Source organism: Tsuneonella litorea (assembly GCF_025154015.1).
GTDB lineage: Bacteria > Pseudomonadota > Alphaproteobacteria > Sphingomonadales > Sphingomonadaceae > Tsuneonella > Tsuneonella litorea.
This window is the reverse complement of the sequence record NZ_JAOAMV010000004.1, coordinates 94,231-116,463: the sequence shown is the minus strand read 5'-3', so window position 1 is coordinate 116,463 and position 22,233 is coordinate 94,231. Positions and strand designations below refer to the sequence as shown.

At 65.5% G+C, this 22,233-nt stretch carries 22 protein-coding genes and 1 pseudogene; 8 read left to right on the top strand and 15 right to left on the bottom strand.

The window, feature by feature from the left end; genetic code table 11:
• Window positions 1–2: 2 nt before the first annotated feature.
• From N0B51_RS08885 to N0B51_RS08865, 5 genes are all read right to left on the bottom strand, one after another.
• A complete protein-coding gene (locus N0B51_RS08885) occupies window positions 3–584 on the bottom strand; it encodes a DUF1989 domain-containing protein (RefSeq protein ID WP_259961967.1) in 582 nt (193 codons plus the stop codon).
• Window positions 581–1,267 carry a guanitoxin biosynthesis heme-dependent pre-guanitoxin N-hydroxylase GntA gene (gene gntA / locus N0B51_RS08880; protein ID WP_259961966.1) on the bottom strand — a complete coding sequence of 229 codons (687 nt, stop codon included), beginning with the start codon at window positions 1,265–1,267 and terminating at the stop codon, window positions 581–583. The genes N0B51_RS08885 and gntA overlap by 4 nt, the downstream gene beginning before the upstream one ends.
• A 49-nt stretch (window positions 1,268–1,316) precedes the next feature.
• Window positions 1,317–3,386, bottom strand: a complete 2,070-nt coding sequence (locus tag N0B51_RS08875; protein WP_259961965.1) for a M13 family metallopeptidase — start codon at window positions 3,384–3,386, stop codon at window positions 1,317–1,319.
• A gap of 146 nt (window positions 3,387–3,532) precedes the next feature.
• Window positions 3,533–3,877 (bottom strand): hypothetical protein, encoded by a 345-nt coding sequence (locus tag N0B51_RS08870; RefSeq protein ID WP_259961964.1) that lies wholly within the window; start codon window positions 3,875–3,877, stop codon window positions 3,533–3,535.
• A gap of 111 nt (window positions 3,878–3,988) precedes the next feature.
• A complete protein-coding gene (locus tag N0B51_RS08865) occupies window positions 3,989–5,176 on the bottom strand; it encodes a GGDEF domain-containing protein (RefSeq protein WP_259961963.1) in 1,188 nt (395 codons plus the stop codon).
• Between the two features lie 197 nt (window positions 5,177–5,373).
• Here N0B51_RS08865 and uvrA point away from each other — a divergent pair, with 197 nt between their 5' ends.
• From uvrA to N0B51_RS08845, 4 genes and pseudogenes are all read left to right on the top strand, one after another.
• Entirely contained in the window at window positions 5,374–8,313 is a 2,940-nt protein-coding gene (gene uvrA, locus N0B51_RS08860; protein ID WP_259961962.1) for an excinuclease ABC subunit UvrA, read from the top strand.
• Window positions 8,314–8,320: 7 nt separating this feature from the next.
• Window positions 8,321–8,584, top strand: a complete 264-nt coding sequence (locus N0B51_RS08855; RefSeq protein ID WP_259961961.1) for a hypothetical protein — start codon at window positions 8,321–8,323, stop codon at window positions 8,582–8,584.
• A gap of 142 nt (window positions 8,585–8,726) precedes the next feature.
• On the top strand, window positions 8,727–9,167 hold the full coding sequence (locus N0B51_RS08850; RefSeq protein WP_259961960.1) for a CHRD domain-containing protein: 441 nt from the start codon (window positions 8,727–8,729) through the stop codon (window positions 9,165–9,167).
• Between the two features lie 85 nt (window positions 9,168–9,252).
• Window positions 9,253–9,525: pseudogene (locus tag N0B51_RS08845) on the top strand (hypothetical protein); the annotation flags it as partial.
• Between the two features lie 32 nt (window positions 9,526–9,557).
• Here N0B51_RS08845 and N0B51_RS08840 read toward each other — a convergent pair.
• Window positions 9,558–11,183, bottom strand: a complete 1,626-nt coding sequence (locus N0B51_RS08840; protein ID WP_259961958.1) for a P-loop ATPase, Sll1717 family — start codon at window positions 11,181–11,183, stop codon at window positions 9,558–9,560.
• 283 nt (window positions 11,184–11,466) lie between these two features.
• Here N0B51_RS08840 and N0B51_RS08835 point away from each other — a divergent pair, with 283 nt between their 5' ends.
• The 3 genes from N0B51_RS08835 (at window position 11,467) to N0B51_RS08825 (ending at window position 13,181) form a co-directional block, all read left to right on the top strand.
• Entirely contained in the window at window positions 11,467–11,748 is a 282-nt protein-coding gene (locus N0B51_RS08835; protein ID WP_259961957.1) for a VOC family protein, read from the top strand.
• A gap of 198 nt (window positions 11,749–11,946) precedes the next feature.
• Window positions 11,947–12,858 carry a hypothetical protein gene (locus N0B51_RS08830; protein WP_259961956.1) on the top strand — a complete coding sequence of 304 codons (912 nt, stop codon included), beginning with the start codon at window positions 11,947–11,949 and terminating at the stop codon, window positions 12,856–12,858.
• Window positions 12,859–13,025: 167 nt separating this feature from the next.
• A complete protein-coding gene (locus tag N0B51_RS08825; protein ID WP_259961955.1) occupies window positions 13,026–13,181 on the top strand; it encodes a hypothetical protein in 156 nt (51 codons plus the stop codon).
• Window positions 13,182–13,227: 46 nt separating this feature from the next.
• Here the strand turns inward: N0B51_RS08825 and N0B51_RS08820 are convergent, their stop codons facing one another.
• Both N0B51_RS08820 and N0B51_RS08815 read right to left on the bottom strand, forming a co-directional pair.
• The gene (locus N0B51_RS08820) at window positions 13,228–13,755 is read right to left on the bottom strand and encodes a septal ring lytic transglycosylase RlpA family protein (protein WP_259961954.1); all 528 of its coding nucleotides are present in this window, start codon (window positions 13,753–13,755) and stop codon (window positions 13,228–13,230) included.
• A gap of 869 nt (window positions 13,756–14,624) precedes the next feature.
• On the bottom strand, window positions 14,625–15,839 hold the full coding sequence (locus N0B51_RS08815) for an argininosuccinate synthase (protein ID WP_259961953.1): 1,215 nt from the start codon (window positions 15,837–15,839) through the stop codon (window positions 14,625–14,627).
• Window positions 15,840–15,908: 69 nt separating this feature from the next.
• On the opposite strand from N0B51_RS08815, the gene N0B51_RS08810 reads away from it, so the two are divergent.
• Window positions 15,909–16,346 carry a DUF1801 domain-containing protein gene (locus N0B51_RS08810; protein ID WP_259961952.1) on the top strand — a complete coding sequence of 146 codons (438 nt, stop codon included), beginning with the start codon at window positions 15,909–15,911 and terminating at the stop codon, window positions 16,344–16,346.
• An 81-nt stretch (window positions 16,347–16,427) separates the two neighbouring features.
• Here the strand turns inward: N0B51_RS08810 and N0B51_RS08805 are convergent, their stop codons facing one another.
• The 7 genes from N0B51_RS08805 to N0B51_RS08775 all read right to left on the bottom strand — a co-directional run bounded on the left by N0B51_RS08805 (window position 16,428) and on the right by N0B51_RS08775 (window position 22,136).
• Window positions 16,428–17,672 carry an SAM-dependent methyltransferase gene (locus N0B51_RS08805; protein ID WP_259961951.1) on the bottom strand — a complete coding sequence of 415 codons (1,245 nt, stop codon included), beginning with the start codon at window positions 17,670–17,672 and terminating at the stop codon, window positions 16,428–16,430.
• An 8-nt stretch (window positions 17,673–17,680) separates the two neighbouring features.
• Window positions 17,681–18,964, bottom strand: coding sequence for an SAM-dependent methyltransferase (locus tag N0B51_RS08800; protein ID WP_259961950.1), 1,284 nt, complete (start codon window positions 18,962–18,964; stop codon window positions 17,681–17,683).
• Between the two features lie 19 nt (window positions 18,965–18,983).
• Window positions 18,984–19,703 (bottom strand): molybdopterin-dependent oxidoreductase, encoded by a 720-nt coding sequence (locus N0B51_RS08795; protein WP_259961949.1) that lies wholly within the window; start codon window positions 19,701–19,703, stop codon window positions 18,984–18,986.
• Window positions 19,704–19,710: 7 nt separating this feature from the next.
• The gene (locus N0B51_RS08790; protein WP_259961948.1) at window positions 19,711–20,379 is read right to left on the bottom strand and encodes a cytochrome b/b6 domain-containing protein; all 669 of its coding nucleotides are present in this window, start codon (window positions 20,377–20,379) and stop codon (window positions 19,711–19,713) included.
• Window positions 20,376–21,146, bottom strand: coding sequence for an SDR family oxidoreductase (locus tag N0B51_RS08785; protein WP_259961947.1), 771 nt, complete (start codon window positions 21,144–21,146; stop codon window positions 20,376–20,378). The genes N0B51_RS08790 and N0B51_RS08785 overlap by 4 nt, the downstream gene beginning before the upstream one ends.
• A gap of 93 nt (window positions 21,147–21,239) precedes the next feature.
• Complete coding sequence (locus N0B51_RS08780) at window positions 21,240–21,557, bottom strand: glycine zipper 2TM domain-containing protein (protein WP_259961946.1); 318 nt, start codon at window positions 21,555–21,557, stop codon at window positions 21,240–21,242.
• A 222-nt stretch (window positions 21,558–21,779) separates the two neighbouring features.
• Window positions 21,780–22,136 (bottom strand): glycine zipper 2TM domain-containing protein, encoded by a 357-nt coding sequence (locus tag N0B51_RS08775; RefSeq protein ID WP_259961945.1) that lies wholly within the window; start codon window positions 22,134–22,136, stop codon window positions 21,780–21,782.
• Between the last annotated feature and the right edge of the window lie 97 nt (window positions 22,137–22,233).

The following is a 22,233-nucleotide window of genomic DNA, read 5'->3' as shown; positions in this document are numbered from 1 at the left end:
GATCACTCTATACGGTAGTCGATCGGCTTGAAGCTGCCCCCGTTCGAGGCGTAGGCCGAACAGGCCGTGAGCCCGATCACGAGGTCGGCAAGGGCGCGCAGGCGGATGAAGTCGCCCGGCCTGCTTGTAGGCGGATCGACGCGCAGCGAACCGTCGGGTGCGACCGGCACGTTCATGAAGACGTTGAACGCGCACGGGATGGCGTCGGGCTCGATCCCCCAGGGGCCAAGCGCCTGGGCGAGATTGCCGAAGCAGCCCGGGTGAACCGCCTTGTCGGGATAAAACCGGCGGAAAGTCGCCTCGCTGCACGGGGTGAGCAGGAAGTCGTGGCGTCCGACGGTGTCCTCCTCGATGGCCAGCAGCGGGTTCGACCGGTTCGACCACAGCCGGTTGCCCGTGGTGAGCGCGATCGTCTCCTCGTAGTCGAAGGTGCGGCCGTTCGAGATGACCTCGCGTACGTCGCCGCGCGAATAGGCCAGCAGATCGGCCACCTGGGTTCCCTGCGGGTCGATCACTGTGAGCGCCTGTCCCTTCGAAAGCTCGAAGGCGACGCCCGAACGAGGGGCGATGCGCTGGGTTTTCATGCACGCGGGTCTTGGAACGGACAGCTCCAGTCTTCGTCGACCGCACGGCCACTGAACTGACGCGCCGCACTCGCTTCGCCGTGCCGTTCCAGCATCGGGTTCGGCGTGCCCGCGAGAGCTATGTCGCGTTCGATGATCTTCTCGCGCATCCGCTCGTAGCGCCCATTCGCGCGGAGCCGTTCGAACTGGTCGTGCAGGTTGAACACCATCGCGGGCCTCTCGAACCGCCGCGCCGGACGCGAGGCAGCGGGATGGAGGCCGACGACGAAATAGGCTTCGCCCCCGAAGCTCAGCGAGAAGTGCGGGTCCTCGGGATCGCCGCTCACCCGCGGATCGGGCTTCTGGCCGAGCCAGTGATCCTTGTCGGCGATCGACTGCAGGCGTTGCCACATGGCCGCCTCGAACGCCTTTTCGTCGAGGTCGACCGGCCGGTCGAAGATCACCACGAAGCTGCGCAGCCCCTCGCGCTCGTCCTTGTAGCGCCACGACCATTCAAGCAGGTCGTGGGTGATCTGGAGGTCGTTCCATCCGCTGGTGATGTCGCGCGCGTGGACGAAGCGCATCGTGTCCCGCGCCAGCGCCGATTTGGCGCCGACGCAGGGGAACGCGGCGTCTTCTATCTTCCGGCGGAAATCCGCTTCGGTATCGGCGGGACGGGTCGGCGTTGGGATGGAATCGGGCATGGGGTCGAAAAACGCCCGGCCCGAGCGATGGGTCCCGACTTGATACTTGTTACCAGATGCGCGCGCGGTCCTCGGGCGGAATGTAGTTGGCATCGCCCGGCTTCACGTCGAACGCGGCGTACCAGGCATCGACGTTGCGCAGCGGGCCGATGGTGCGGAAGCGTGTCGGGCTGTGCGGGTCGGTGGTGACCTGATTGCGCAGCGCATCCTCGCGCATCTTGGCGCGCCAGACCTGCGCGTAAGCGAGGAAGAACCGCTGGTCGCCGGTCAGCCCGCCGATGACGGGCGCTTCCTTGCCGCCCAGCGACTTGTGATAGGCGTCATAGGCCACGAGCACTCCGGCCAGGTCGGCGATGTTCTCGCCCATCGTCAGCGTGGGATTGACGAATGCGCCCGGTGCCGCCTCGTACTTGGCGTACTGGTCGCCGAAGACCTTGGCTTCGCTTTCGAACCGCGCGGCGTCCGCCGCGGTCCACCAATCGCGTACCGCACCGTCGGCGTCGATCTTGCGGCCCTGGTCGTCGAAACCATGGCTGATCTCGTGTCCTATCACCACGCCGATCGCGCCATAATTGACCGCCGCGTCAGCGAAGGGATCGAAGAACGGGGGCTGCAGGATGCCGGCGGGGAACACCATCTTGTTTTCCAGCCCGCCGTTGTAGGCGTTCACGGTCTGCGGGTTCATCGCCCACTTCCTGCGATCGACCGGCTTGCCGAGATCGTCCAGCGCGTAGTCGGCGTTGAACTTGGTCGCGGCGACCGCGTTGTCGTAGAGCGAGCCGCCCACGGCCAGCCCCGAAAAGTCGCGCCACTTGTCGGGATAGCCGACCATGACGTCCATCTTCTGGAGTTTCTCGAGCGCGGCCTGCTTGGTGGCGGCACCCATCCACTCGTTGGCCCGGATGCGGTCCGCCATCGCAAGCTTGAGATTGCTGACGAGGTCTTCCATCCGCTCCTTGGCGATCGGAGGGAAATACTCCGCGACGTAAGCCTTGCCGACGAGTTCGCCCATCGCGCCGTTGACGTGGTCGATCGCGCGCTTCCACCGTGGCCGCTGCTCCGTGACCCCGGTCAGCTGGCTGGTGAAGGCGAACTTGGAATCGACGAAGGACTTGGGAAGGAAGGCCGCCGCCTGGTTGGCGACGTGGAACTGCTCCCACAACTTGAGCGTGTCGAGATCGGTGCTGTCATAGAGCGCGGCGAGCGCCTTTACCGCGGTGTTCTCGTTGACGATCATGCGGTTCTGCGGGGGCACGTTCGCACCCTCCCAGTATGCGGCCCAGTCGATCCCGGGCGCATATGCGGCAAGCTGTTCGGTCGACATCGGGTTGTTGATCTTGCCGATGTCCCGGCGGTCGTCAGTCGGCCACGAAAGCTGCGCGACGTAGGTCTCGAACGCCATCACGTCCTGCGCCGCGATCGCCGGGTCCTTCACCCCGATCGACCGGAAGGTGCGCTCGATATAGGCCTGGTAGGCGGCCCGCTGCTTGGCGAAGTCCGCCTTGAGGTAATAATCGCGGTCGGGCAGGCCGAGGCCGGACTGGCCGAACCACAGGACGTTCGTGGTCGGATCTCCGGTATCGGCGTAAGGTTCGCCGGCGAACAGCGTTGCGCCGAACTTGTCGTAGGTCGAGCCCATGAAGCGGGCGAACTGCGACTTGTCCGAAATCGCGCGAACGCGGGTGATGTCCCGCATCAGCGGAGCGAGCCCGGCGCGCTCGATCGCCTTTTCGTCCATATAGGCGGCATAGGCGCGGCCGTACTTGGTGCCGCTGCTGGCGTTGCCGGTAACCAGCTCGCGGACCTGTTCCCGCACGTCCTCGTCAAGGTTGACGAATGAACCCGTCGAGGCCCGGTCGGAAGGAATTTCGGTCCGTGCGATCCAGGCGCCGCTGGCGTACATCTCGAAGTCGTCGCCAGGCTTCACGGAAAGATCGCGGGTTGTCATGTCGAGGCCGAACTCGCCGATCGCGGGATGACCGGTGACGACGATCTGGTCCTCGGCCGAATCCGCGCCGGGATCCTGCGCATGGACCGGCGCTGCCGTCAGCGACAATGCGAACGCCGAGGCGGCGGCCAGCAGGCGCACGGATGCAGAGGTCGATCGCAGGTCGTTCATCGCGTAATCCCCATAGTGGCTTTTCGGCGAGTAGAGTTGCCGCCGGTCTCGGTCGGCTTCCTTGAGGCCGACGTGCCGAGCCTTGCAAAAGGGTGGTCGATGAAATGGGCCAGCCGCTCGACCAACGGCAGGCATTCGGCCGCGGGTCAGCGTGCGCAGTATTCGTGGCGGCCGCTTTCGCACATGTTCACGGCGTGGCGCCAGCGGGCCATCTCGCGTTCGTATGCGGCCTGGCGGCGCGCGTTTTCGCGCGGGGCGCTGCGGTAGGCGGCCCAGCCTTTGGCGTAACCCGCATCGCGTTGCTGGACGTAGCGCAGCTGCTCCTCGTTCAGGCGCTTGATGATCGCGCGGTCCCGCGCCTTGGCCGCGGCCGAGCGCATCGTCGGGTCGTTGGGGTCGTCGGCCATCGCGGGGGTGGCGGCGACGACGACGGCGGCCAGCGCGAATGCGCCGGCGAACTTGTTGAATGGCATTGCGAACCCTTCCCTCATCGGCCCCTCCCGTGAGGGCCCGGACAGGAAACTAGCGCGATAGGGATTGCCCGGCGACTGTCGCATTGGGCGATTGGCCGCGAACTCGGGGCGGCTGGGCGCTTCGCGGCGTCAGCGGGCCGAGGCGCGGGCCCGGATCACCCGGTTCCGCCCTTCGCTCTTGGCGCGATAGAGCGCCCGGTCCGCCCGCGCGAGCACCTCGTCGAGCGGTTGTCCCGGTTGCCAGGCGCATATCCCGATCGATGCCGTGGTGACCAGGTCGCGCACGCCGAGTTCGCCGGCCACGAGCGCGATCGCATGGCGCACCATTTCGGCCACGATGACGGTCGGGCGGGGCTCCGCGATCGATACGACCATCGCGAATTCCTCGCCGCCCAGGCGCACCGCGCAATGACCGTCGCCGTCGAGTTCCTCGATCACGCCGCGAAGCGCGGCGGCCACCCCCACCAGCACGCGATCGCCCGTCTCGTGCCCGAAGCGGTCGTTGATGGCCTTGAAATGGTCGAGGTCGATCGTGATCACGTGGCGCACGCGGTCGTTGCCGTGTTCGGCGGCGCACTGGAAGAAGGAGCGGCGGTTCAACAACCCGGTCAGCGGGTCGCGATAGGCCAGGAACTCGGCCTGGGCGAGGGCCTCGGCGAGTTCCTCGCTCATGGCGCGGTTCTCGACCAGCATCTCCGCGGCGGCGCGATGGCGGCTGGTGGTGGCGAAGCCGTATGACAGGAAGATCGCGAAGAGGCCGACCATGCCGAGGCTTGCGCGCACCGCGAAGTCCGCAAGCGCGCTGGCGATCCCCGCCGCGAAGACGAGTGCGAATCCCGCACAGAACGCTCCTGCAAACCGCGGCACGGGCGCCAGCAGGCTCACGATGATGCTGACGCCGACGAGGACACCGCCGCCGATCAGCATCCTGCCAGGGTTGAGAAAGGGCTCGGCGACCACCGGTACGAGGACTGCTGCCCAGGAGGCGCCTCCGATAGCGAGCGCGGCGACAACGTGGCGGGTTTCGCGCTTGTAATCCCCGCCTGCCGCGAGCGCGCGCCGCAGCCTCGCGAAAGTCGTTCGCGTGGCACCCATCGCCCCTACGCGCATCGCGATCGGCAGCGCATACGACCACGCGTTCGGCATCGACACGGCGGCGAACGTAACAAGCAGGAGGCACGCAAGATTGGCGATGACCGCGCGCTGCTCGACATCGACGATGCCCTGGATCATCTCGCGCCGGATTTCCGCGGCCCATCGCGGGTCCGGCGCGGGGCGCACCAGCCCGCTGTCTTCGATGATGACCTTGCCGCGCACACTTCCTCCCGGCGAGCGCGTCTTGCGCGATCGTTTCGTCCGTTAGCCCAGCATGGTTAACATCGATTTAGTACGGCCCCCCGGTGGGCCACCAGCGGGTTGCAATACGGTCGCACGGTCCCACATGCGTCGGACACGGGGGACCGCGCCCGCGCGCCCCTTGACTTGCGCGAACGAAAGCGGAACACGCCAACCCTATGTCCCTCACCCAGATCTCCGTCCGCGGTGCGCGCGAGCATAACCTCAAGGGCATCGACATCGATCTGCCGCGCGACAGCCTGATCGTGATTACGGGGCTGTCGGGCTCGGGCAAGTCGAGCCTCGCCTTCGACACGATCTATGCCGAGGGCCAGCGGCGCTACGTCGAGAGCCTGAGCGCCTACGCGCGCCAGTTCCTGGAGATGATGCAGAAGCCCGATGTCGAGCACATCGACGGGCTCTCGCCCGCCATCTCGATCGAGCAGAAGACCACGTCGCGCAACCCGCGCTCGACCGTGGCGACGGTGACCGAGATCTACGACTACATGCGCCTGCTGTGGGCGCGGGTCGGCGTGCCCTATTCGCCCGCCACCGGCCTGCCGATCGAGGCGCAGACGGTCTCGAACATGGTCGACCGGGTGATGGAACTTCCCGAGGGGACCCGGCTCTACCTGCTCGCCCCCGTCGTCCGCGGTCGCAAGGGCGAGTACCGCAAGGAACTCGCCGAATGGCAGAAGGCGGGGTTCACCCGCGTCCGCATCGACGGCGAGATGTACCCGATCGAGGAAGCCCCGGCGCTCGACAAGAAGTACAAGCACGACATCGAGGTGGTGGTCGACCGGATCGCGGTGAAGGACGGCATCCAGACCCGCCTTGCCGACAGCTTCGAGCAGGCGCTCAAGCTGGCCGAAGGGTTGGCCTACGTCGACCTTGCCGACGGCGTGGTGCCGGGGCGCGAGGGCGAGGGCGAAGCCGGGGGCGCCCAGGAACAAAAGCTCAAGGGCGCCGGGCTGCCCGCCAACCGCATCGTCTTTTCCGAAAAGTTCGCCTGCCCGGTATCCGGTTTCACGATCGAGGAGATCGAGCCGCGGCTGTTCTCGTTCAACGCCCCGCAGGGCGCGTGCCCGGCGTGCGACGGCCTGGGCGAGAAGCTCCTGTTCGACCCGCAGCTTGTGGTCCCCAACGAGCACCTCACGCTGAAACAGGGCGCGGTGGTGCCGTGGGCCAAGTCCAACCCGCCGTCGCCCTACTACATGCAGGTGCTCTCCAGCCTCGCGAAGGAATACGGCTTCGACCTCACCACCCCGTGGGACGAGCTGGGCGAGGCGAACCGGGACGTTATCCTGTTCGGCACCCGGGGCCGGGCGGTGCCGCTCACGTTCAAGGACGGGCGCAAGGAATATACCGTGCGCAAGGCGTTCGAGGGGGTGATCGGCAACCTCAACCGCCGGATGCTCCAGACCGAGAGCGCGTGGATGCGCGAGGAGCTGGGCAAGTACCAGACGGCCCAGGCGTGCGAGACGTGCCACGGCAAGCGCCTCAACGACAAGGCGCTCGCGGTGAAGGTCGCCGGGACCGACATCGCCACCCCCACGCAGATGAGCGTGACGGCGGCGAAGGACTGGTTCCTCGGCCTGCCCGACCAGCTCACCGACACGCAGAACCAGATCGCCCGCGCGATCCTGAAGGAGATCAACGAGCGGCTGGGCTTCCTCGACAATGTCGGGCTCGACTACCTCAACCTCGACCGCACCAGCGGCACGCTCAGCGGCGGGGAGAGCCAGCGCATCCGGCTCGCCAGCCAGATCGGCTCTGGCCTCAGCGGCGTGCTCTACGTGCTCGACGAGCCGTCGATCGGCCTCCACCAGCGTGACAACGACCGGCTGCTCGAAACGCTGAAGCGCCTGCGCGACCTCGGCAACACGGTCATCGTGGTCGAGCACGACGAGGACGCGATCCGCGCCGCCGACCACGTGGTCGATCTCGGCCCCGGCGCGGGCGTGCACGGGGGCGAGATCGTCGCGCAGGGCACGTTGAAGGACGTGCTCAAGGCGAAGAACAGCCTTACCGCCGACTACCTCACCGGCCGGCGCGAAATCGCGGTGCCCAGGGTCCGCCGCAAGGGCAACGGGCACCAGATCACCGTTCACGGCGCGCGCGCGAACAACCTCCAGAACGTCACCGCCAGCATCCCATTGGGCACGTTCTGCTGCATCACGGGCGTGTCGGGCTCGGGCAAGTCGAGCTTCACCATCGACACGCTCTACGCCGCCGCCGCGCGCACGCTGAACGGCGCGCGGGTGATCGCCGGCCCGCACGACAAGGTCACCGGCCTCGAACTGTGCGACAAGGTGATCGAGATCGACCAGTCGCCGATCGGCCGCACCCCGCGCTCCAATCCGGCGACCTACACCGGCGCCTTCACCCAGATCCGTGACTGGTTCGCAGGCCTGCCCGAAAGCCAGGCGCGCGGGTACAAGGCGGGGCGCTTCAGCTTCAACGTCAAGGGCGGCCGGTGCGAGGCGTGCCAGGGTGACGGGCTGATCAAGATCGAGATGCACTTCCTGCCCGACGTCTACGTCACCTGCGAGGAATGCCACGGCAAGCGCTACAACCGCGAGACGCTCGAGGTGAAGTTCAAGGGCCTCAGCATCGCCGACGTGCTCGACATGACGATCGAGGACGCGGAGGAGTTCTTTAAGGCCGTCCCCCCGATCCGCGACAAGATGCACATGCTGAACGAGGTCGGCCTCGGCTACGTCAAGGTCGGCCAGCAGGCGACCACCCTGTCGGGCGGCGAGGCGCAGCGGGTGAAGCTCGCCAAGGAACTCAGCCGCCGCAGCACCGGACAGACGCTCTACATCCTCGACGAGCCGACCACGGGCCTCCACTTCGAGGACGTCCGCAAGCTGCTCGAGGTGCTCCAGCGGCTGGTCGACCAAGGCAACAGCGTGGTGGTGATCGAACACAACCTCGACGTGATCAAGACCGCCGACTGGATCGTCGACCTCGGCCCGGAGGGCGGCGTGCGCGGCGGGGAGATCGTCGCGGAAGGCACGCCCGAAGCGGTGGCGAAGAACCCGCGCAGCTTCACCGGGCACTACCTTGCGCCGATGCTGGCGAAGGCGGAGGAACGGGAAACCGAGGCGGCAGAGTAGGGCGGCGATGTCAGAGGGAGACGAGGAAGCGGTCATCGACCGGATCGACCGCAAGGCCGGCATGATCTGGAGCCGCATCGGCGGCGCGGTCCTGGTGGTGTGCGCGCTCGCATTGCTGGCCGAATCGTTCGGCGGCGCCGGCCCGCTTGACCGCTGGCCCCTCGTCCTTGGGGCGGGGCTGCTCGCCGGCCTCGCCTGCTTCGCTTTCCGCTCGCGAGCACCGCTGAGCGACCTGCTTACCGATGGACCGGATCGCCGCGGGAAGAAATGATCCGCGCGACTTACCCCGGCGCGCCTTCACTTGGCGGCGCTGGCTGTCGGGGAACCATTGGAGGACCCCGCGATTAACCTTTCGAGGCGGTCGCACGGTTCGAACCCCTCGGGCTGCCCGCCTCGCCGAGGAGGCCCCTGAAATGAAGCTATCCCAGATCGCCGCTGCGTCGGCGCTTGCCGCGCTTGTGATCGCGGTGCCCACCACTGCCGCCCACCTGCAGAACGGCCGCCCGCTGACCGCCACGCTCGATGGCGCGAGCGAAGCGCCGGGTCCCGGCGACGAGGACGGCGACGGCACGTTGGTCGCCCGCATCAACGTCGGCCAGGGCCAGTTCTGCTACACGCTGATGGTCAGCGGCATTGACCCCGCGACCGCCGCGCACATCCACGAGGCGCCCGCCGGTTCGCCGGGACCGGTGGTAATCGCGCTCAGCGCGCCGGGCTCGGGCTCGAGTTCCGGCTGCGTTTCGGTACCGAAGGAGCAGTTACGCGAGATCCTGATCAGCCCGTCGGACTACTACGTCAACGTCCACAATGCCGCCTTCCCGGGCGGCGCGCTGCGCGGCCAGCTCGAGAAGTAGGCCCTCGTCTAACGGTCGCCGCGCGGCGGGAGTCCCTCGCTCCCGCCGCGCCCGGCTGCGGGCGAGAGCACCGCGTAGGCGTCGGGAAGACGCACGCAAGCTGCCGGAAGTGCTCCACCGGCTGGTCGACCAGGGCAACAGCGTGGTGGTGATCGAACACAACCTCGACGTGATCAAGACCGCCGACTGGATCGTCGACCTCGGTCCGGAAGGCGGCGTGCGGGGAGGGGAGATCGTCGCGGAAGGCACACCGGAGGCGGCAGCGGCGAATGCGCGGAGCTTTACGGGGCAGTACCTTGCGCCGATGCTGGCAAAGCAAGGTGCGGTGGGCGAGCGTATGCGTGAGCCGGCCGAATAGTGCAACTGAGTTCGGCTGGCAGAGATCACTGCTTATGTATTAAATGTCGAACCATCGCCTTTTAGATTTAGGCGTCTATGCAACATCGGATGGATCGCAAATTTGGTGTCAGAGTCGACCAGCGCAGTGTTAAGAACTGGATCATTCTTGTAACTCCACTCGAACTTAGAGCCAGATGATCTTTTTATACCGACAGCGCCTACGAGGTACATGACTTCAACAAACGTACGCCTCAGGTGATGATAATTCGGTTGTTCATTATTGATTATTCCATTGCAGATTGAGACGAACTTGCCTGACACCACACCGTCGCCAGCGACCAATTCGATGCAGATGTTTTCGAAGAACTTGTCTGTCAGGTCTGTGTAAGCGAACCGCGCATCAAGGTGACGGAGGCTCTCGAGAACTGTCTCAAGGTCGCCAAATGCACCTTCCCATTCCTCCACAATCGCTCTGAATCTTTTGTTCGAGTACTCCGCCTCAGCTTGCCTTACAAGGCGCGCCGATATTGACGATGCGCCGGGTTCGGCCTCTTCGAAGCACTGATTCACATAAGATATCACGTCTCTTGGGCGATAAAGTGAGCGATTCAACATGTAGGTCAGGGGCTCATGGTCTCCGATCTTTGACGTGAAGATGTCCTCGAACTTGACTCTCCGCCCGGTATACTGGTCTTTGAAAACGAAATTGAGCCGTTCTTCGATTAGGTCTTTCAGATCGTCAGCGGACCATCGCAGACGTAACATCATGTCTTCAAATTTTTCGCTCTGAAAGCCACGCCCCTCGGTTCGCGTCATAACGGTGTGCAAGAGGTCCGCCCGCAAGCTGATCACGATCTTTACGTTTGATACGCGCCTGAATTTTCTCAGTGTTTCAATTAAGGCCCGGATAAGTTTGAAGCGAAGGGAGTCGTGAACCCAACCAGTGTCAAGGTCATCGATAATTAGATAATAACGAGCTTTCTTGTCGTCAAAAATGTCCTCCGCCAGAAAGCTAAGAAGCTCAGATAGCTCTTGAATCTGGACAGCGTTGACGACTTGCTGAGCCTTATTGATAATCTCCGCAGTTTCCTCGCGTGATCTCTTATCGGACGCCACTGAGGCAGCCTCGATTTTAGCTCGAAGGGCGTCGGCCGTCATCCCAATTTTGTCCTCCATTGAGGACTCGATTTTGCTAACGACCTCTTTTACCCGCTTCTCAGTGTCTAGCCAAAATTGACTGCTGAATCGGGTCAGGTACTCTAGTGCCGCTTGCCGCTTTGGGTTGCGGTTAAGTGTGTTGTAGATTCCCGCGAACCATTTCTTGGCCGATTCCTGATCGTAGAACTCCTTCTTCAACTTAAGGAGTTCGACGACTAAAACGTGACGCCACAGCAACTGGTAGAAAACGTTGAGGTCCACACCCAAGTCTTCAAAATAGCGAATTATTGTTGAATTACTGATAAAATTAAGCGAGAGATCCTCTGGATCTATACGCGAGACATTATCCTGAGTTTCGTCAATGTGAAACAGTAGCGCACTTTTCCCGCTACCTGTCCTGCCAAGGACAATCGCGCTCGGATTATCAATGTCGCAAACCTGTTCCGGTTGGCCCGTTTCGATGAAGCATTCAGCGAGAAACTTTTGGTCTTGCTCGGCGGACATTTGACCGATCGACATTCCCCTCCGTAGAGTAACAGGCATTTTCTTTGCGTCCCCCAAATGCGAGGTTCTTCGACTAAGGGGGGCACGGCTTCTTTTCAAGGTGCGCTATAGCCTTGAGTTAAGGTCGCTGTGGAGAATAAGACGTCTACACCCTGTGCTCCTGAATGAATACACAGATGCGGCCCCCGCAGTGGCGCTGCGGGAAGACCAGCTACTGCGGAGCCCTGGCTAGGTTTTAAATGGGCACGACGCCACTGCGCTCACAGGAACTCTACGACTGCAAACAAGGTTGAACCCCATGCTCAAACACCACAACTCCTCCGCCATCGTCGTCGTGTCCGATCTCGCGCGGGCGCGGGGGTTCTACAGCGACGTCCTCGGGCTCGAGCTCGACGAGAGTGGCGGCGGGGAGGAGGGGGTGCTCACCTACCGCACCGGCGCGACGCGCCTGGTGGTCTACGCTTCCGCCGAGGCAGGCCATAACCGCGCCAACGCGGTGGTGTGGGGCTTGGGGGACGAGATCGACGCGATCGTCGCCGCGCTAGGGGCCAGGGGCGCCACGTTCGAGCACTATCCGTAAGATCGGCCGGTTCGAGGACGGCGTGCACGACGCCGGGGGCATTAAGCTGGTGTGGCTCAAGGACCCCGACGGGAATATGCTCCACCTCAACTCGATGTAGCGGCGCGCGGGCTGCTCCCGCCCGCACAAACCATTTTCCTACAGCCCCCCGTCCCGCATACATAACGCGGTCCATCTCCCCACGGACGGACCCGCCCCATGCACGCCAACACCCCCGCGCTCACCCACCCGATCGCCGCGCTGGCGGACGATCCCGCCGACCTTGCCCCGCAGGCCGTCTTCACCCGCGAGCGCCAGGTCGCGTTCCTCCACGCGCTAGCGGGGAGCGGGGCGGTGCGGCCTTCGGCGGCGCAGGCCGGGATCAGCTATCGCACCGCCTATCGCGAGCGAAGGGCCTCTCCCGCATTTCGCCGGGCGTGGGACGCGGCGCTGCTCTCGGCCCGCGCGCTGCACGAGGACGTGCTCGCCTCCCGTGCGATCGACGGGGTGGAGGAGGAGGTGTGGTACCACGGCGAGGTCGTCGCCACCCGCCGCCGCTATGACGCGCGCCTGCTGCTCGCGCACCTCGCGCGGCTCGACCGGCTGACCGAGGACGCGCGGCTGCGCGCCTTTGCCGAGGACTACGAGGGCGCGCTCGAGCGGTTCGCCGCCGGGATCGACGATCCCGCGCCGGTCTGCGACGAGTGCGGCGAGGCGCTTGCCCCGGCGCCCGGCGAGCGGGGGGAGGGGCCGGCGGACGTTTCTTCGCCAGGACTGTGTGACAGGTGTGACAGGCCCGCCGCGGCCTCCCGGCGGAAGAAGGCCGCCGCGCCCGCGCCCGCGCCGGCGATCGAGAACCCCTGTCCCGATTGCGGCGGGCGCTGCCTCGACGAGGACGCCGCGCTGACGAAGAAGGACTGCATGTGGCTCGGCAACCGGCTCGCCCGGATGGAGGCGGCGCGGCCCGAGGGGGTGCGCAACCAGTTCCAGTTCCCCGGCCATGCCGCGGGCGACGTCGAGAGCGAGCAGCTCGCCGCGTTCGAGGAAGGGGTGGAGGAATGGTGGCTCGTGGTGCCCGGTCCCGACGGGGAGGATGGCCAGTGGCACTTCGCGGACCCGGAACGGTGGTGATCGGGGCGAGGACGGGGGCTGCGTGGTACTACGCAGTCGGTCTGCCGATTAGGCGAATGGGGCTATCCCGTGTATAGCGGCTGCATCGCTGTGCCTGACCCATTGGCCCCGCAGCGACAGAGAGACGCTCGTAAGTGCTCCCGCCTGTTTTTCCCGGAGCACCCCCCATGTCCCCATTCTTCACCGTTACCCTGATAACTCTCGCCTTTCTCGCCGCCGCGTGGCTCGCGTCGAGCTGGCTCCTGCGTCGCCGCGAGCAGCGCTCGTTCGCGATGATCGATTCGGAAGGTGTCGACGCCGAGCTGAGCCAGGACGCTTCCTGATCCGGCGTCCGTCGCCGACAGCGTAGAACGTCTGGAGGCGCGCTGCTCAGTCGAGCAGTGCCAGTTCGACCTTGCCCGAGCCGCGAGCAATGAGGCCCAGCTCGGTTGCTGCCGAGCGCGACAGGTCGATTACCCGCTTGCCGTGAAACGGCCCGCGATCGTTGATGCGCACGACCACCGATTTGCCGTTCGCCGGATTGGTCACCCGGACCCGGCTGCCGAACGGCAGCGTGCGGTGCGCGGCGGTCATCTGGGTCATGTCGAACCGCTCGCCACTGGCGGTGCGGCGGCCGTTGAACTTCTTGCCGTAATAGCTCGCGACGCCGCCGCCGATCGCGGTCCCCTCGTCGGCATCGTCCGGTTCCTCGGCTGCGGTGATGGCGCTCACATCGACCGCACCGGGCGTCGGCATCGTCCCGGCGACCGGGGCGGAGATATCGGTAAACGTCCGCACGAAGGCATCGCTGTCGTCAGCCAGGGCGGACGTGCTCGCCGAGGCGGGCAGCGCGAGCGCAGCCGCAAATGCGATCAATCGCACGATCCGGCGGCCCGTAAAGGTCGATGTCCCATCCATGTGAGCGGTTTAGTCCCGGATTTTCCCGTCCGGCACCCCCTGGGAATCGCTCCATCCCGGACTCACCACCGTTCATCGTGGGTAGACGGAACCTTAACCATGTTGGGGACGAGGGCGCGACGGAACGGGATATGGTGGCTAGGGACGGATGCACCAGACCGAATCGCCGCATCCCGGCGCGTCGGTGATGACACGCAGCAATGGGCGAGGGCGTGGGACGGCCGCAGGTGCCCAATGCAAATGGGGCCGACCCGAAGGTCGACCCCACTCTCACCGGCGCGTGGTCCTTTCCGAAGAAAGGCGCTTGGCGCCCAGTGTCGTTGCCGTCGGGTCCCCGATCGAGGATCGGTTTCCATCAGGCTCTGTCACCGGCGCTCGCACCGGCATCCGGTTCCGTCTGGCGGTCGGTCCGGATCCGGAGATCCTTTCCTGTTCCGCCAGGCGGTTCCGAGACCGGACTTCCATTGGCCTCCCGCCTTTCACCCCCGAGGGGGCGGCGGCTGCATCCCTTTGGCCGAAGCCTCTGCGATGCCTCCTTGGCGAGCGACCGGACGACCGGTCGATGGTGGCTTGCCGGCGTTCTTCTCAAGCGATCCCCTTGCTTCTGGCCGAGGCCTTCTACAGGGCGATCTCGAAGACCGCGCGGACTGTGCCGCCATCTCGAAAGATCTTGGAAAAATTCAAACTTTCAAACCGTTAGGCTCGTCCGTTCGATTGTCTCCGCGCCCTTTCGATGAGTTGAAGGTGCATGGCAGAACCGAGTCGCGCAAGCACGCAAGTCCGCGCTTTTCCACTATCCCCGCTTTTCGCTGTGGACATGGGTGGATAACTCAACGGTTCGTCGCAAGGCGATCCCGCGACCGATTATTTCACCGATCGCGCTGAGCAAGCAATCTCAGACGAAGTGCGTTGAGCTTGATGAAGCCTTGCGCGTCCGTCTGGTCGTAGGCGCCCGCGTCGTCCTCGAAGGTGACGTGCCGCTCGGAATAGAGCGAACCGGCTGACTTGCGCCCGACAACCTGCGCGTTGCCCTTGTAGAGCTTGAGCCGCACCGTCCCCGCGACCTTTTCCTGGCTGAGGTCGATCGCCGCCTGCAGCATCTCGCGTTCGGGCGCGAACCAGAAGCCGTTGTAGATGAGCTCGGCATACTTGGGCATGAGCTCGTCCTTGAGGTGCGCCGCCCCCCGGTCGAGCGTGATCTGCTCGATCCCGCGATGCGCGCGGGCGTAGATTTCGCCGCCCGGCGTTTCGTACATCCCCCGGCTCTTCATGCCGACGAAACGGTTCTCGACGAGGTCGAGGCGGCCGATGCCGTGCTTCCTGCCGAGATCGTTGAGGGCGGCGAGCAGGGTTGCCGGACTCATCGCCTCGCCGTTCAGGGCGACGCCGTCGCCCCTCTCGAAGTCGATCGTGATATATTCGGGTGCGTCGGGCGCGTCTTCCGGATTGTCGGTCCGGCTGTAGACGTAATCGGGGACTTCCTCCCACGGATCCTCGAGCACCTTGCCCTCCGAAGAGGTGTGCAGAAGGTTCGCGTCGGTCGAAAACGGGCTTTCGCCGCGCTTGTCCCTGGGTACCGGGATCTGGTGCGCCTCGGCCCACGCGATCAGCGCGGTGCGGGAGGTCAAGTCCCACTCGCGCCACGGGGCGATGACCTTGATGTCGGGGGCCAGGGCATAGGCCGAAAGCTCGAAGCGGACCTGGTCGTTGCCCTTGCCGGTCGCGCCGTGGGCAATCGCGTCGGCACCGGTCTCGCGGGCGATCTCGATCAGCCGCTTGGAGATCAGCGGACGGGCGATGCTGGTGCCGAGGAGGTAGTCGCCCTCGTAGCGGGCATTGGCGCGCATCATCGGGAACACGAAGTCGCCCACGAATTCCTCGCGCAGGTCGTCGATGTAGATGTGCTTGTCGGGAATGCCCATCAGCTTCGCCTTGGCGCGGGCGGGTTCGAGTTCCTCTCCCTGGCCGAGGTCGGCGGTGAAGGTGACGACCTCGCAATTGTAGGTCACCTGCAGCCACTTGAGGATCACGCTGGTGTCGAGCCCACCGGAATAGGCGAGGACGACCTTCTTGATATCGGACATGGGCACTTTCCCGTTCGTTCGGCGCGGCCCCTATGGCAAGCTGTGCCGGGCGGCAAGGGAGAGAAGGTAGTGGCGCGATACAAGGCGAAGACGAAGGCGACCGATGTGCGTCTGGCAGACTTCCTCGCGACCGTGCCCGATCCACGCCGGAGGGAGGAGGCAGAGATCGTCGATGCGCTCCACCGCCGGGTGACGGGCCTCGTGCCGAAGATGTGGGGGCCCTCGATAGTCGGCTACGGCAGCTATCGATACCGCTACGCGAGCGGCCACGAGGGCGAGGCGATGCGCGCGGGCTTCTCTCCCCGCAAGGCCGCGCTGACGGTCAACCTGATGGGCAATTACTGCGACCGGCAACCGGAGGCGGACGCGCTCTTCGCGCGGCTCGGCAAGCACAAGACGGGCAAGTCGTGCCTCTACATCAGCAAGCTGTCTGCGGTTGATCTCGATGCGCTCGAAGGCCTCGTCAAGCTCAGCTGGGATTCGATGAACGCGCTTTATCCTGCGTGAGCGCGCGGGAATCGGCGCCGGAGGACCGGTCCAACCGCGCGTGCGCCTTGCCATTCGCGAAGGCCGCGGGGCGGTTCGCGTTCACGATCCGCCGGGCAGCGCCGCTTCCGCGTCGGCGATGTAGCCCCTGGTGATCGGCAGCGTCTCGCGCCGGCGGATGTACTGGATCTGGAAATTGCACATCCCGCCGCTTTCGAACGAAGCGGTCGCACCGGCGAGATAGAACGTCCACATCCGGAAAAAGCGGGGACCATAGGCCTCCTCGATGTAGTCCTTGTGAGCAACGCAGCGTGCATACCACTCCCTCAGTGTCCGCGCGTAGTGCAGCCGCAGGATTTCGATGTCCGAGGGCATCAAGCGCACTTTTTCGCTCGCCGCTAGTGTCTCGCTCATCGCGGGAATGTACCCGCCGGGGAAGATGTACTTGCGGGTGAAGGCGTCGGTCTTGCCGGGCTTGCCGAAGCGGCCGATCGTATGGAGCAGCATCACGCCATCGGGGTCCAGAAGCCGGGCACACGCGCGAAAGAAGGTCTCGAACTGCGGGACGCCGACGTGCTCGAACATCCCGACGGAGACGATCCGGTCGAACATGTCGCCGCGCGCGGCCATGTCGCGGTAATCGATCAGCTCGATGCGCACCCGATCGGCCACGCCGGCGGCAGCGACACGCTGGCGGGCGAGGGCGGCCTGTTCCTCGCTCAGCGTGATGCCGGTCACGGTGACCCGGGCGTGCCGGGCGAGGTAGATGGCCATGCCGCCCCAGCCGCAGCCGATGTCGAGCACCCGTTGCCCCGGAGCAAGCGCAAGCTTGGCGGCGATGTGCGCGAGCTTGGCCTCCTGCGCCTGCTCGAGCGACATGTCGTCGCGAGGCCAGTAGGCGCAGGAGTACTGCATGTACTCGCTGTCGAGCATTCGCTCGTAGAGGTCGTTGCCGATATCGTAGTGGTGGGCGACGTTCGCCTTTGCACTCGATTGCCGGTTGACCGCCTCGAACCCGGCGCTCAGCCAGTTGCCGACACGGCGCCGTAGGGTGGGCGCAGCGATGGCCTTGCCGTGGTCCCAGCGGTTGTTCTTCCGCAGCAGTGCAACGAGGTCCATCACGTCGCCGCGCTCGATCAGCAAGCGACCGTCCATGAACGCTTCCGCCGCGCCGAGCCGCGGGTCGAGCAGCAGGTCACGCGCGACGCGCCCATCGGCGAACCGGACGCCAACTTCGGGATAGCCGTCTGCCGGCTCGCCGAGCCGGACTCGTCGGCCATCGGCGTGCTCGATTTCGAGAACGCCCCTCTTGACCATCGCACCGAGGACGCGATCGATCATCGCCATGCTGGGCGCTATTCGGCCGCTTCGCGAAACGCGGGATCGAGGTGCCATGCAGGCGCGGTCTCGGCATTGCGCAGGCGTGCGCTCTCCAGCTCGATGAACTCGCGGGTCATGGGGATCGCGGTGCGGTCCTTCACGTAGATCAACTGCCAGTTGACCAGGCTGCCGTTGCGGAATGCCTGCTCTGCCCCCGCGAGGTAGAACAGCCACATCCGGTAGAACTGCTCGTCGTAGAGCGCGACGATCTCGTCCCGGTGCAGAACCGTGCGGTTGTACCATTCCTCGAGGGTGTGGCTGTAGTGGAAGCGCATCGCTTCCACGTCCATCACCTGCCAGCCGGCCTTTTCGCTCTGGGTCACGAGCTCGCTGAGCGCCGGGATATATCCGCCCGGGAAGATATACTTGCGGGTGAACGCATCGGTGCGCCCCGGTGGCCCCGCGCGGCCGCAGCAGTGGCTGAGCATGACTCCGTCGGGTTTGAGCAGCCGGGCGGTATGCTCGTAGAATTGCGGGTAATGCGGCGTGCCCACGTGTTCGAGCAGCCCGACCGAGCTGATCCGGTCGAACTCTCCCGTCACGTCGCGGTAATCCATCAGTTCGAACCTGACCTTGTCGGCGACTCCTTCAGCCGCGGCGCGCTCGCGGCAGAAGGCGATCTGGTCCTCGGCCAGCGCCACCCCGAGCACCTCGCAGCCGTAATGCCGGTGCAAGTAGAGCGCGAACCCGCCCCAGCCGCAGCCGATGTCGAGCACCTTCATGCCGGGCTTGAGGTACAACTTGGCGGCGAGGTGCGCCTTCTTGTCGAGTTGGGCCTGCTCGAGCGAGGTCGCCTCCGGATCGCCGCGGTAGTAGGCCATCGTGTACTGGCGGTCCTCGTCGAGAAACAGCTCGTAGAGGCGGCGGGTGAGGTTGTAGGTGTGCGCGGCGTTCCTCGCCGCCTTGCCGCGCAGGTTCACGCTGTCGGCCATCGCAAGAAGCTTGTCGGCGGTCCTGCGAAGCGCGCCCCGGGCCTGGATGGCCGCGTCGCCATCGGACTTGGTATTCGCCGTCACGAAAAGCAGGAGGTCGCGGATGTCGTGGGGGTCTTCGACTACCAGCCAGCCCCGCATGAATGCCTCGCCCGCGCCGAGCTGGGGATAGCGCGCGATGTGGTTCGCCGCACGGGCGTCCGTCAGCCGAATCCGGATCGGATCGCCGGGGCCGGACCCGTACTCGAACACCTTGCCGTCATGATCGGTGACGACCAGCCGGCCGTCGCGAATTCCCCGCTTCAGGAATGTATCCAGCAGCCACATACTCGTTTGCGTCCCTAGCCTAGATGCCTGCGTACCAATGGTAACCCGCGCGGTCCTCCCAGTATCCGCCCTTGCCGCCCTCGATGCCCTCAAGGCTGGCAACCGCTTCGATTCCGGTCAGGTATTTTGCGTGCTTGTATCCGAGCTGGCGCTCAACCCTGAGGCGGAGCGGGGCACCGTTGCGTACCGGCAGCGGCGCGCCGTTGAGCATGTGTGCAATGATCGTCTGGGGGTGAAAGGCGTCATCGAGGTCGATGCTCTCGTAGTAGCGAGCACCGCCTAGCGTGTCGGCGCAGCGGAAGACGATGTATCGCGCATCCGGGAAGAGTTGCGCGCCCTCGAGGATCGTCGAAAGCTGCGGCCCGGTCCATTCGCCGATCGCGCTCCATCCCTCTACGCAGTCGTGACGGGTGACCTGCGTGCGCTGGGGAAGCTTGCGGATATTGTCGAGGCTGAGCACGAGCGGGTGCGCGACGAGGCCGCCGATCTCGAGCCGCCAGTCGACGAAGCCCGCCGCCTGGGCGGCCGCGTATTCCGGGGTGTCGATCGCGGTCGATCCGTTGCCGCGAAAGAACGGTGAAATGTCGGAACGCGGGTATTCCTTGACGAGCCCGCCGCCCCCGAGCAGCCGCTGCGCGCCGCGGTGCCAACCTTCTGACGCGCGAAACAGCGATTGCGCGGTCGGCGTGTCCGAAATCTTCGAACAGGCGCCGGCCAGCAGCGCGGCCGTCCCGGCCATGAATCCCCTACGGCGCATCGCTGCCTCCCGTGATCATGTCCCGCATCTGCCGCAGCGGATGCGACAGGAGAACGAGCGCGACGTGCAGGACGAGGAAGGCAAAGATCGCCCATGCCAGGATGAAGTGCAGCGAGCGCATCGACTGGCGTCCCCCGACCAGGTCGATCACGGGCGACAGCAACGGCTCCATCCCGGGGCTGATGCCCATGCCGGTCAGGATCATGCCGGGCAGGAGCACGCCAAGGACAATGCCGTAGGCGAGCTTCTGCAGAAAATTGAACTTCGACCCGGCGTGCTCGAAGTCGAGCCGCAGGTGCTTTGCAACGTCGGCGCGGATCGCGCTCCAGCGCCACTCCGCGCGGGTTGTCGCGATGTCCTGCGCAAAGTGCCGGTTGGCGAGCATCGCGGCCCATATGAACAGCAGCCCCAGCGCAAAGGGCCAGGCCACCAGGACGTGCCATTCGCGCGCGCCGGCGAGGCTGTAATGGCCGGGGATCGTCATCCAGCCCGGAAAGCGCGGCACTGCCAGCCATTCGCTCCCGGCGGCAAAGCCCCAGTCCCCCCAGTAGAGCCGCGGGTGCGCGTTCGAGATGTTGAGGCCGGACATGAACAGGATGACGACGCACAGCACGTTGAGCCAGTGCCACAGCCTGGTCGAGAGCGCGTGGCGCTTCACCCGGCCATCTCGCGGGCGAGGTAGATCACGTCGCGCGGCTGGGCGAGCAGGTGCTGTCCGCTGTCGACATAAAGCGTCTCGCCGTTGGCAAGCCAGCCTTCCGCCAGGAACAGGCAGGCGTCGGCGATTTCGCCTGCCCCGGTGCGGCGCTCCAGCAGGTTAAGCCGATGGCTGACCTCGGTTTCTTCGGCAGTCTGGTCATGGCTTGGCAGGATGGCGCCGGGTGCGAGCGCATAGACCCTGTCCTCCGGGCCGGCGGCGGACATCGCCAGCATCGGCACGGTCGCGGCGAGCGCGTGCTTGCTCATCGTGTAGGTGAAGAAGTCCGGGTTCGGGTTGGCGATCTTCTGATCGGTGACGTGGACGACCCGCTTGCCTCCCTTCGAACGCGCGTGGGTCAGGAAGGCCTGCGCCATGCGTGCCGGGCTGCCCGCATTGACCCGCAAGGTCTTGCGGAAGTTCTCCATGTCGATGTCGCCGTCGTCGTCGGGCACGAAGATCGAGGCCGAATTGATCAGCACGCGCCAGTCGGGAAGATATGCAGCGAGCCGTTCGACCATGTCCTTCGCCGCGTCGGCATCCGACAGGTTGCAATGGATCGCGATCGCGCTTGGCAGTTCAGCTGCCAGCGCCTCGGCCTCGGCGGCGGACCGCCCATAGTGAATGACGACGTGCCACCCCGCCTTGCCAAAGGCCCGGGCGATGGCAGCGCCGATCCGCTTGGCGCCGCCGGTGACGAGAACCGCTGGTCGTTGGGGTGCCTCCATGCCGTGCATCAAAGCACAGGCGCACGGGGATGGGAAAGCAAAAGGCGCGCCGCCCGGCGGGAGCGGCGCGCCTCAGGCTTCAGGGAGCGAAGCTTACCGGCACTTCACCGTACGGCGCTGAACCTCGCGGCCTAGCAGCGCACCGGCAGCAGCGCCAAGGATGGTGCCCGTCGCGCGTTCGCCGCGGGTGTCGATCGCGCGGCCGACCAGCGCCCCGGCAGCAGCGCCGACCACCAGGCCGACGGTGCCGTTGGACTTCTTGCAGTAATAGCGACCGTCGCGGCCCTGCCAGTACTGGACGCCGTTGTCGCTCGTGTAGTGGCGATGGCTGTATCCGGTGTTGTGCGCCAGCGTCGGTGCGGCGGGGACAGCCATGCTGGTCGCGGCGACGGCGAGAAGAAACTTGTTCATTGGGTTTTCCTTTCCCTCTGCAAGCATATCGCCTGTTCGACGATTGACGCCGGGTTCGGGTCCACAACCTCAGATGAACGGCCTTGTGCCCACCGTAACGCGCGGCGGGTCGAGAGATTTTATCGACGAGCCGTTGGCCCGTCACGATCGCTTCCCCCACGAAAGAGGGGCACCGTCCGCTCTGGACAGTGCCCCGCTTCGCTGTTCAGCGCGGATCGCGGCCTAGCGGCAACGCACCTCGCCCTGTTCGATCCGGCGGCCAAGCAGCGCGCCCGCCGCGGCGCCCAGGATCGTGCCCGTCGCCCGCTCGCCACGGGTATCGATCGCCCGGCCCACGAGGGCCCCGGCGGCGGCGCCGACGATGAGGCCGGTCGTGCCGTTGGATCGCTTGCAGTAATAGCGCCCATCGTCGCCCTGCCAGTAGCGGATGCCGTTGCCGCTCGTGTAATAGCGCGGCTGGTAATCCGAGTGCTTGGCGCGATGTCCGTGGGCCGGTGCCCATGGCGGCGGATCGGCGAGGGCCGGGGCAGCGGGAAGCGCGAGCCCGGCGGCGGCAATGGCGAGGAATGTCTTTTTCATCGTTATTTCCTTCCCGAAGTAACCTGTCGCCGCGATGTGCGCGACGGCAGGCGAACGCCCGATGAACGGCCGGTCCACGCGCGCAATTCGCGACGAA

What these genes read in the sequence shown, in the direction of transcription:
- N0B51_RS08835 (WP_259961957.1), top strand. Translation starts at nt 11,467, where the DNA reads ATGCTCAAACACCACAACTCCTCCGCCATCGTCGTCGTGTCCGATCTC.
- N0B51_RS08875 (WP_259961965.1), bottom strand. Translation starts at nt 3,386, where the DNA reads ATGAACGACCTGCGATCGACCTCTGCATCCGTGCGCCTGCTGGCCGCC.
- N0B51_RS08830 (WP_259961956.1), top strand. Translation starts at nt 11,947, where the DNA reads ATGCACGCCAACACCCCCGCGCTCACCCACCCGATCGCCGCGCTGGCG.
- N0B51_RS08855 (WP_259961961.1), top strand. Translation starts at nt 8,321, where the DNA reads ATGTCAGAGGGAGACGAGGAAGCGGTCATCGACCGGATCGACCGCAAG.
- N0B51_RS08825 (WP_259961955.1), top strand. Translation starts at nt 13,026, where the DNA reads ATGTCCCCATTCTTCACCGTTACCCTGATAACTCTCGCCTTTCTCGCC.
- N0B51_RS08780 (WP_259961946.1), bottom strand. Translation starts at nt 21,557, where the DNA reads ATGAACAAGTTTCTTCTCGCCGTCGCCGCGACCAGCATGGCTGTCCCC.
- N0B51_RS08820 (WP_259961954.1), bottom strand. Translation starts at nt 13,755, where the DNA reads ATGGATGGGACATCGACCTTTACGGGCCGCCGGATCGTGCGATTGATC.
- N0B51_RS08870 (WP_259961964.1), bottom strand. Translation starts at nt 3,877, where the DNA reads ATGAGGGAAGGGTTCGCAATGCCATTCAACAAGTTCGCCGGCGCATTC.
- N0B51_RS08785 (WP_259961947.1), bottom strand. Translation starts at nt 21,146, where the DNA reads ATGGAGGCACCCCAACGACCAGCGGTTCTCGTCACCGGCGGCGCCAAG.
- N0B51_RS08885 (WP_259961967.1), bottom strand. Translation starts at nt 584, where the DNA reads ATGAAAACCCAGCGCATCGCCCCTCGTTCGGGCGTCGCCTTCGAGCTT.
- N0B51_RS08800 (WP_259961950.1), bottom strand. Translation starts at nt 18,964, where the DNA reads ATGTGGCTGCTGGATACATTCCTGAAGCGGGGAATTCGCGACGGCCGG.
- uvrA (WP_259961962.1), top strand. Translation starts at nt 5,374, where the DNA reads ATGTCCCTCACCCAGATCTCCGTCCGCGGTGCGCGCGAGCATAACCTC.
- N0B51_RS08840 (WP_259961958.1), bottom strand. Translation starts at nt 11,183, where the DNA reads ATGTCGATCGGTCAAATGTCCGCCGAGCAAGACCAAAAGTTTCTCGCT.
- N0B51_RS08795 (WP_259961949.1), bottom strand. Translation starts at nt 19,703, where the DNA reads ATGGCCGGGACGGCCGCGCTGCTGGCCGGCGCCTGTTCGAAGATTTCG.
- N0B51_RS08815 (WP_259961953.1), bottom strand. Translation starts at nt 15,839, where the DNA reads ATGTCCGATATCAAGAAGGTCGTCCTCGCCTATTCCGGTGGGCTCGAC.
- N0B51_RS08805 (WP_259961951.1), bottom strand. Translation starts at nt 17,672, where the DNA reads ATGGCGATGATCGATCGCGTCCTCGGTGCGATGGTCAAGAGGGGCGTT.
- N0B51_RS08775 (WP_259961945.1), bottom strand. Translation starts at nt 22,136, where the DNA reads ATGAAAAAGACATTCCTCGCCATTGCCGCCGCCGGGCTCGCGCTTCCC.
- gntA (WP_259961966.1), bottom strand. Translation starts at nt 1,267, where the DNA reads ATGCCCGATTCCATCCCAACGCCGACCCGTCCCGCCGATACCGAAGCG.
- N0B51_RS08850 (WP_259961960.1), top strand. Translation starts at nt 8,727, where the DNA reads ATGAAGCTATCCCAGATCGCCGCTGCGTCGGCGCTTGCCGCGCTTGTG.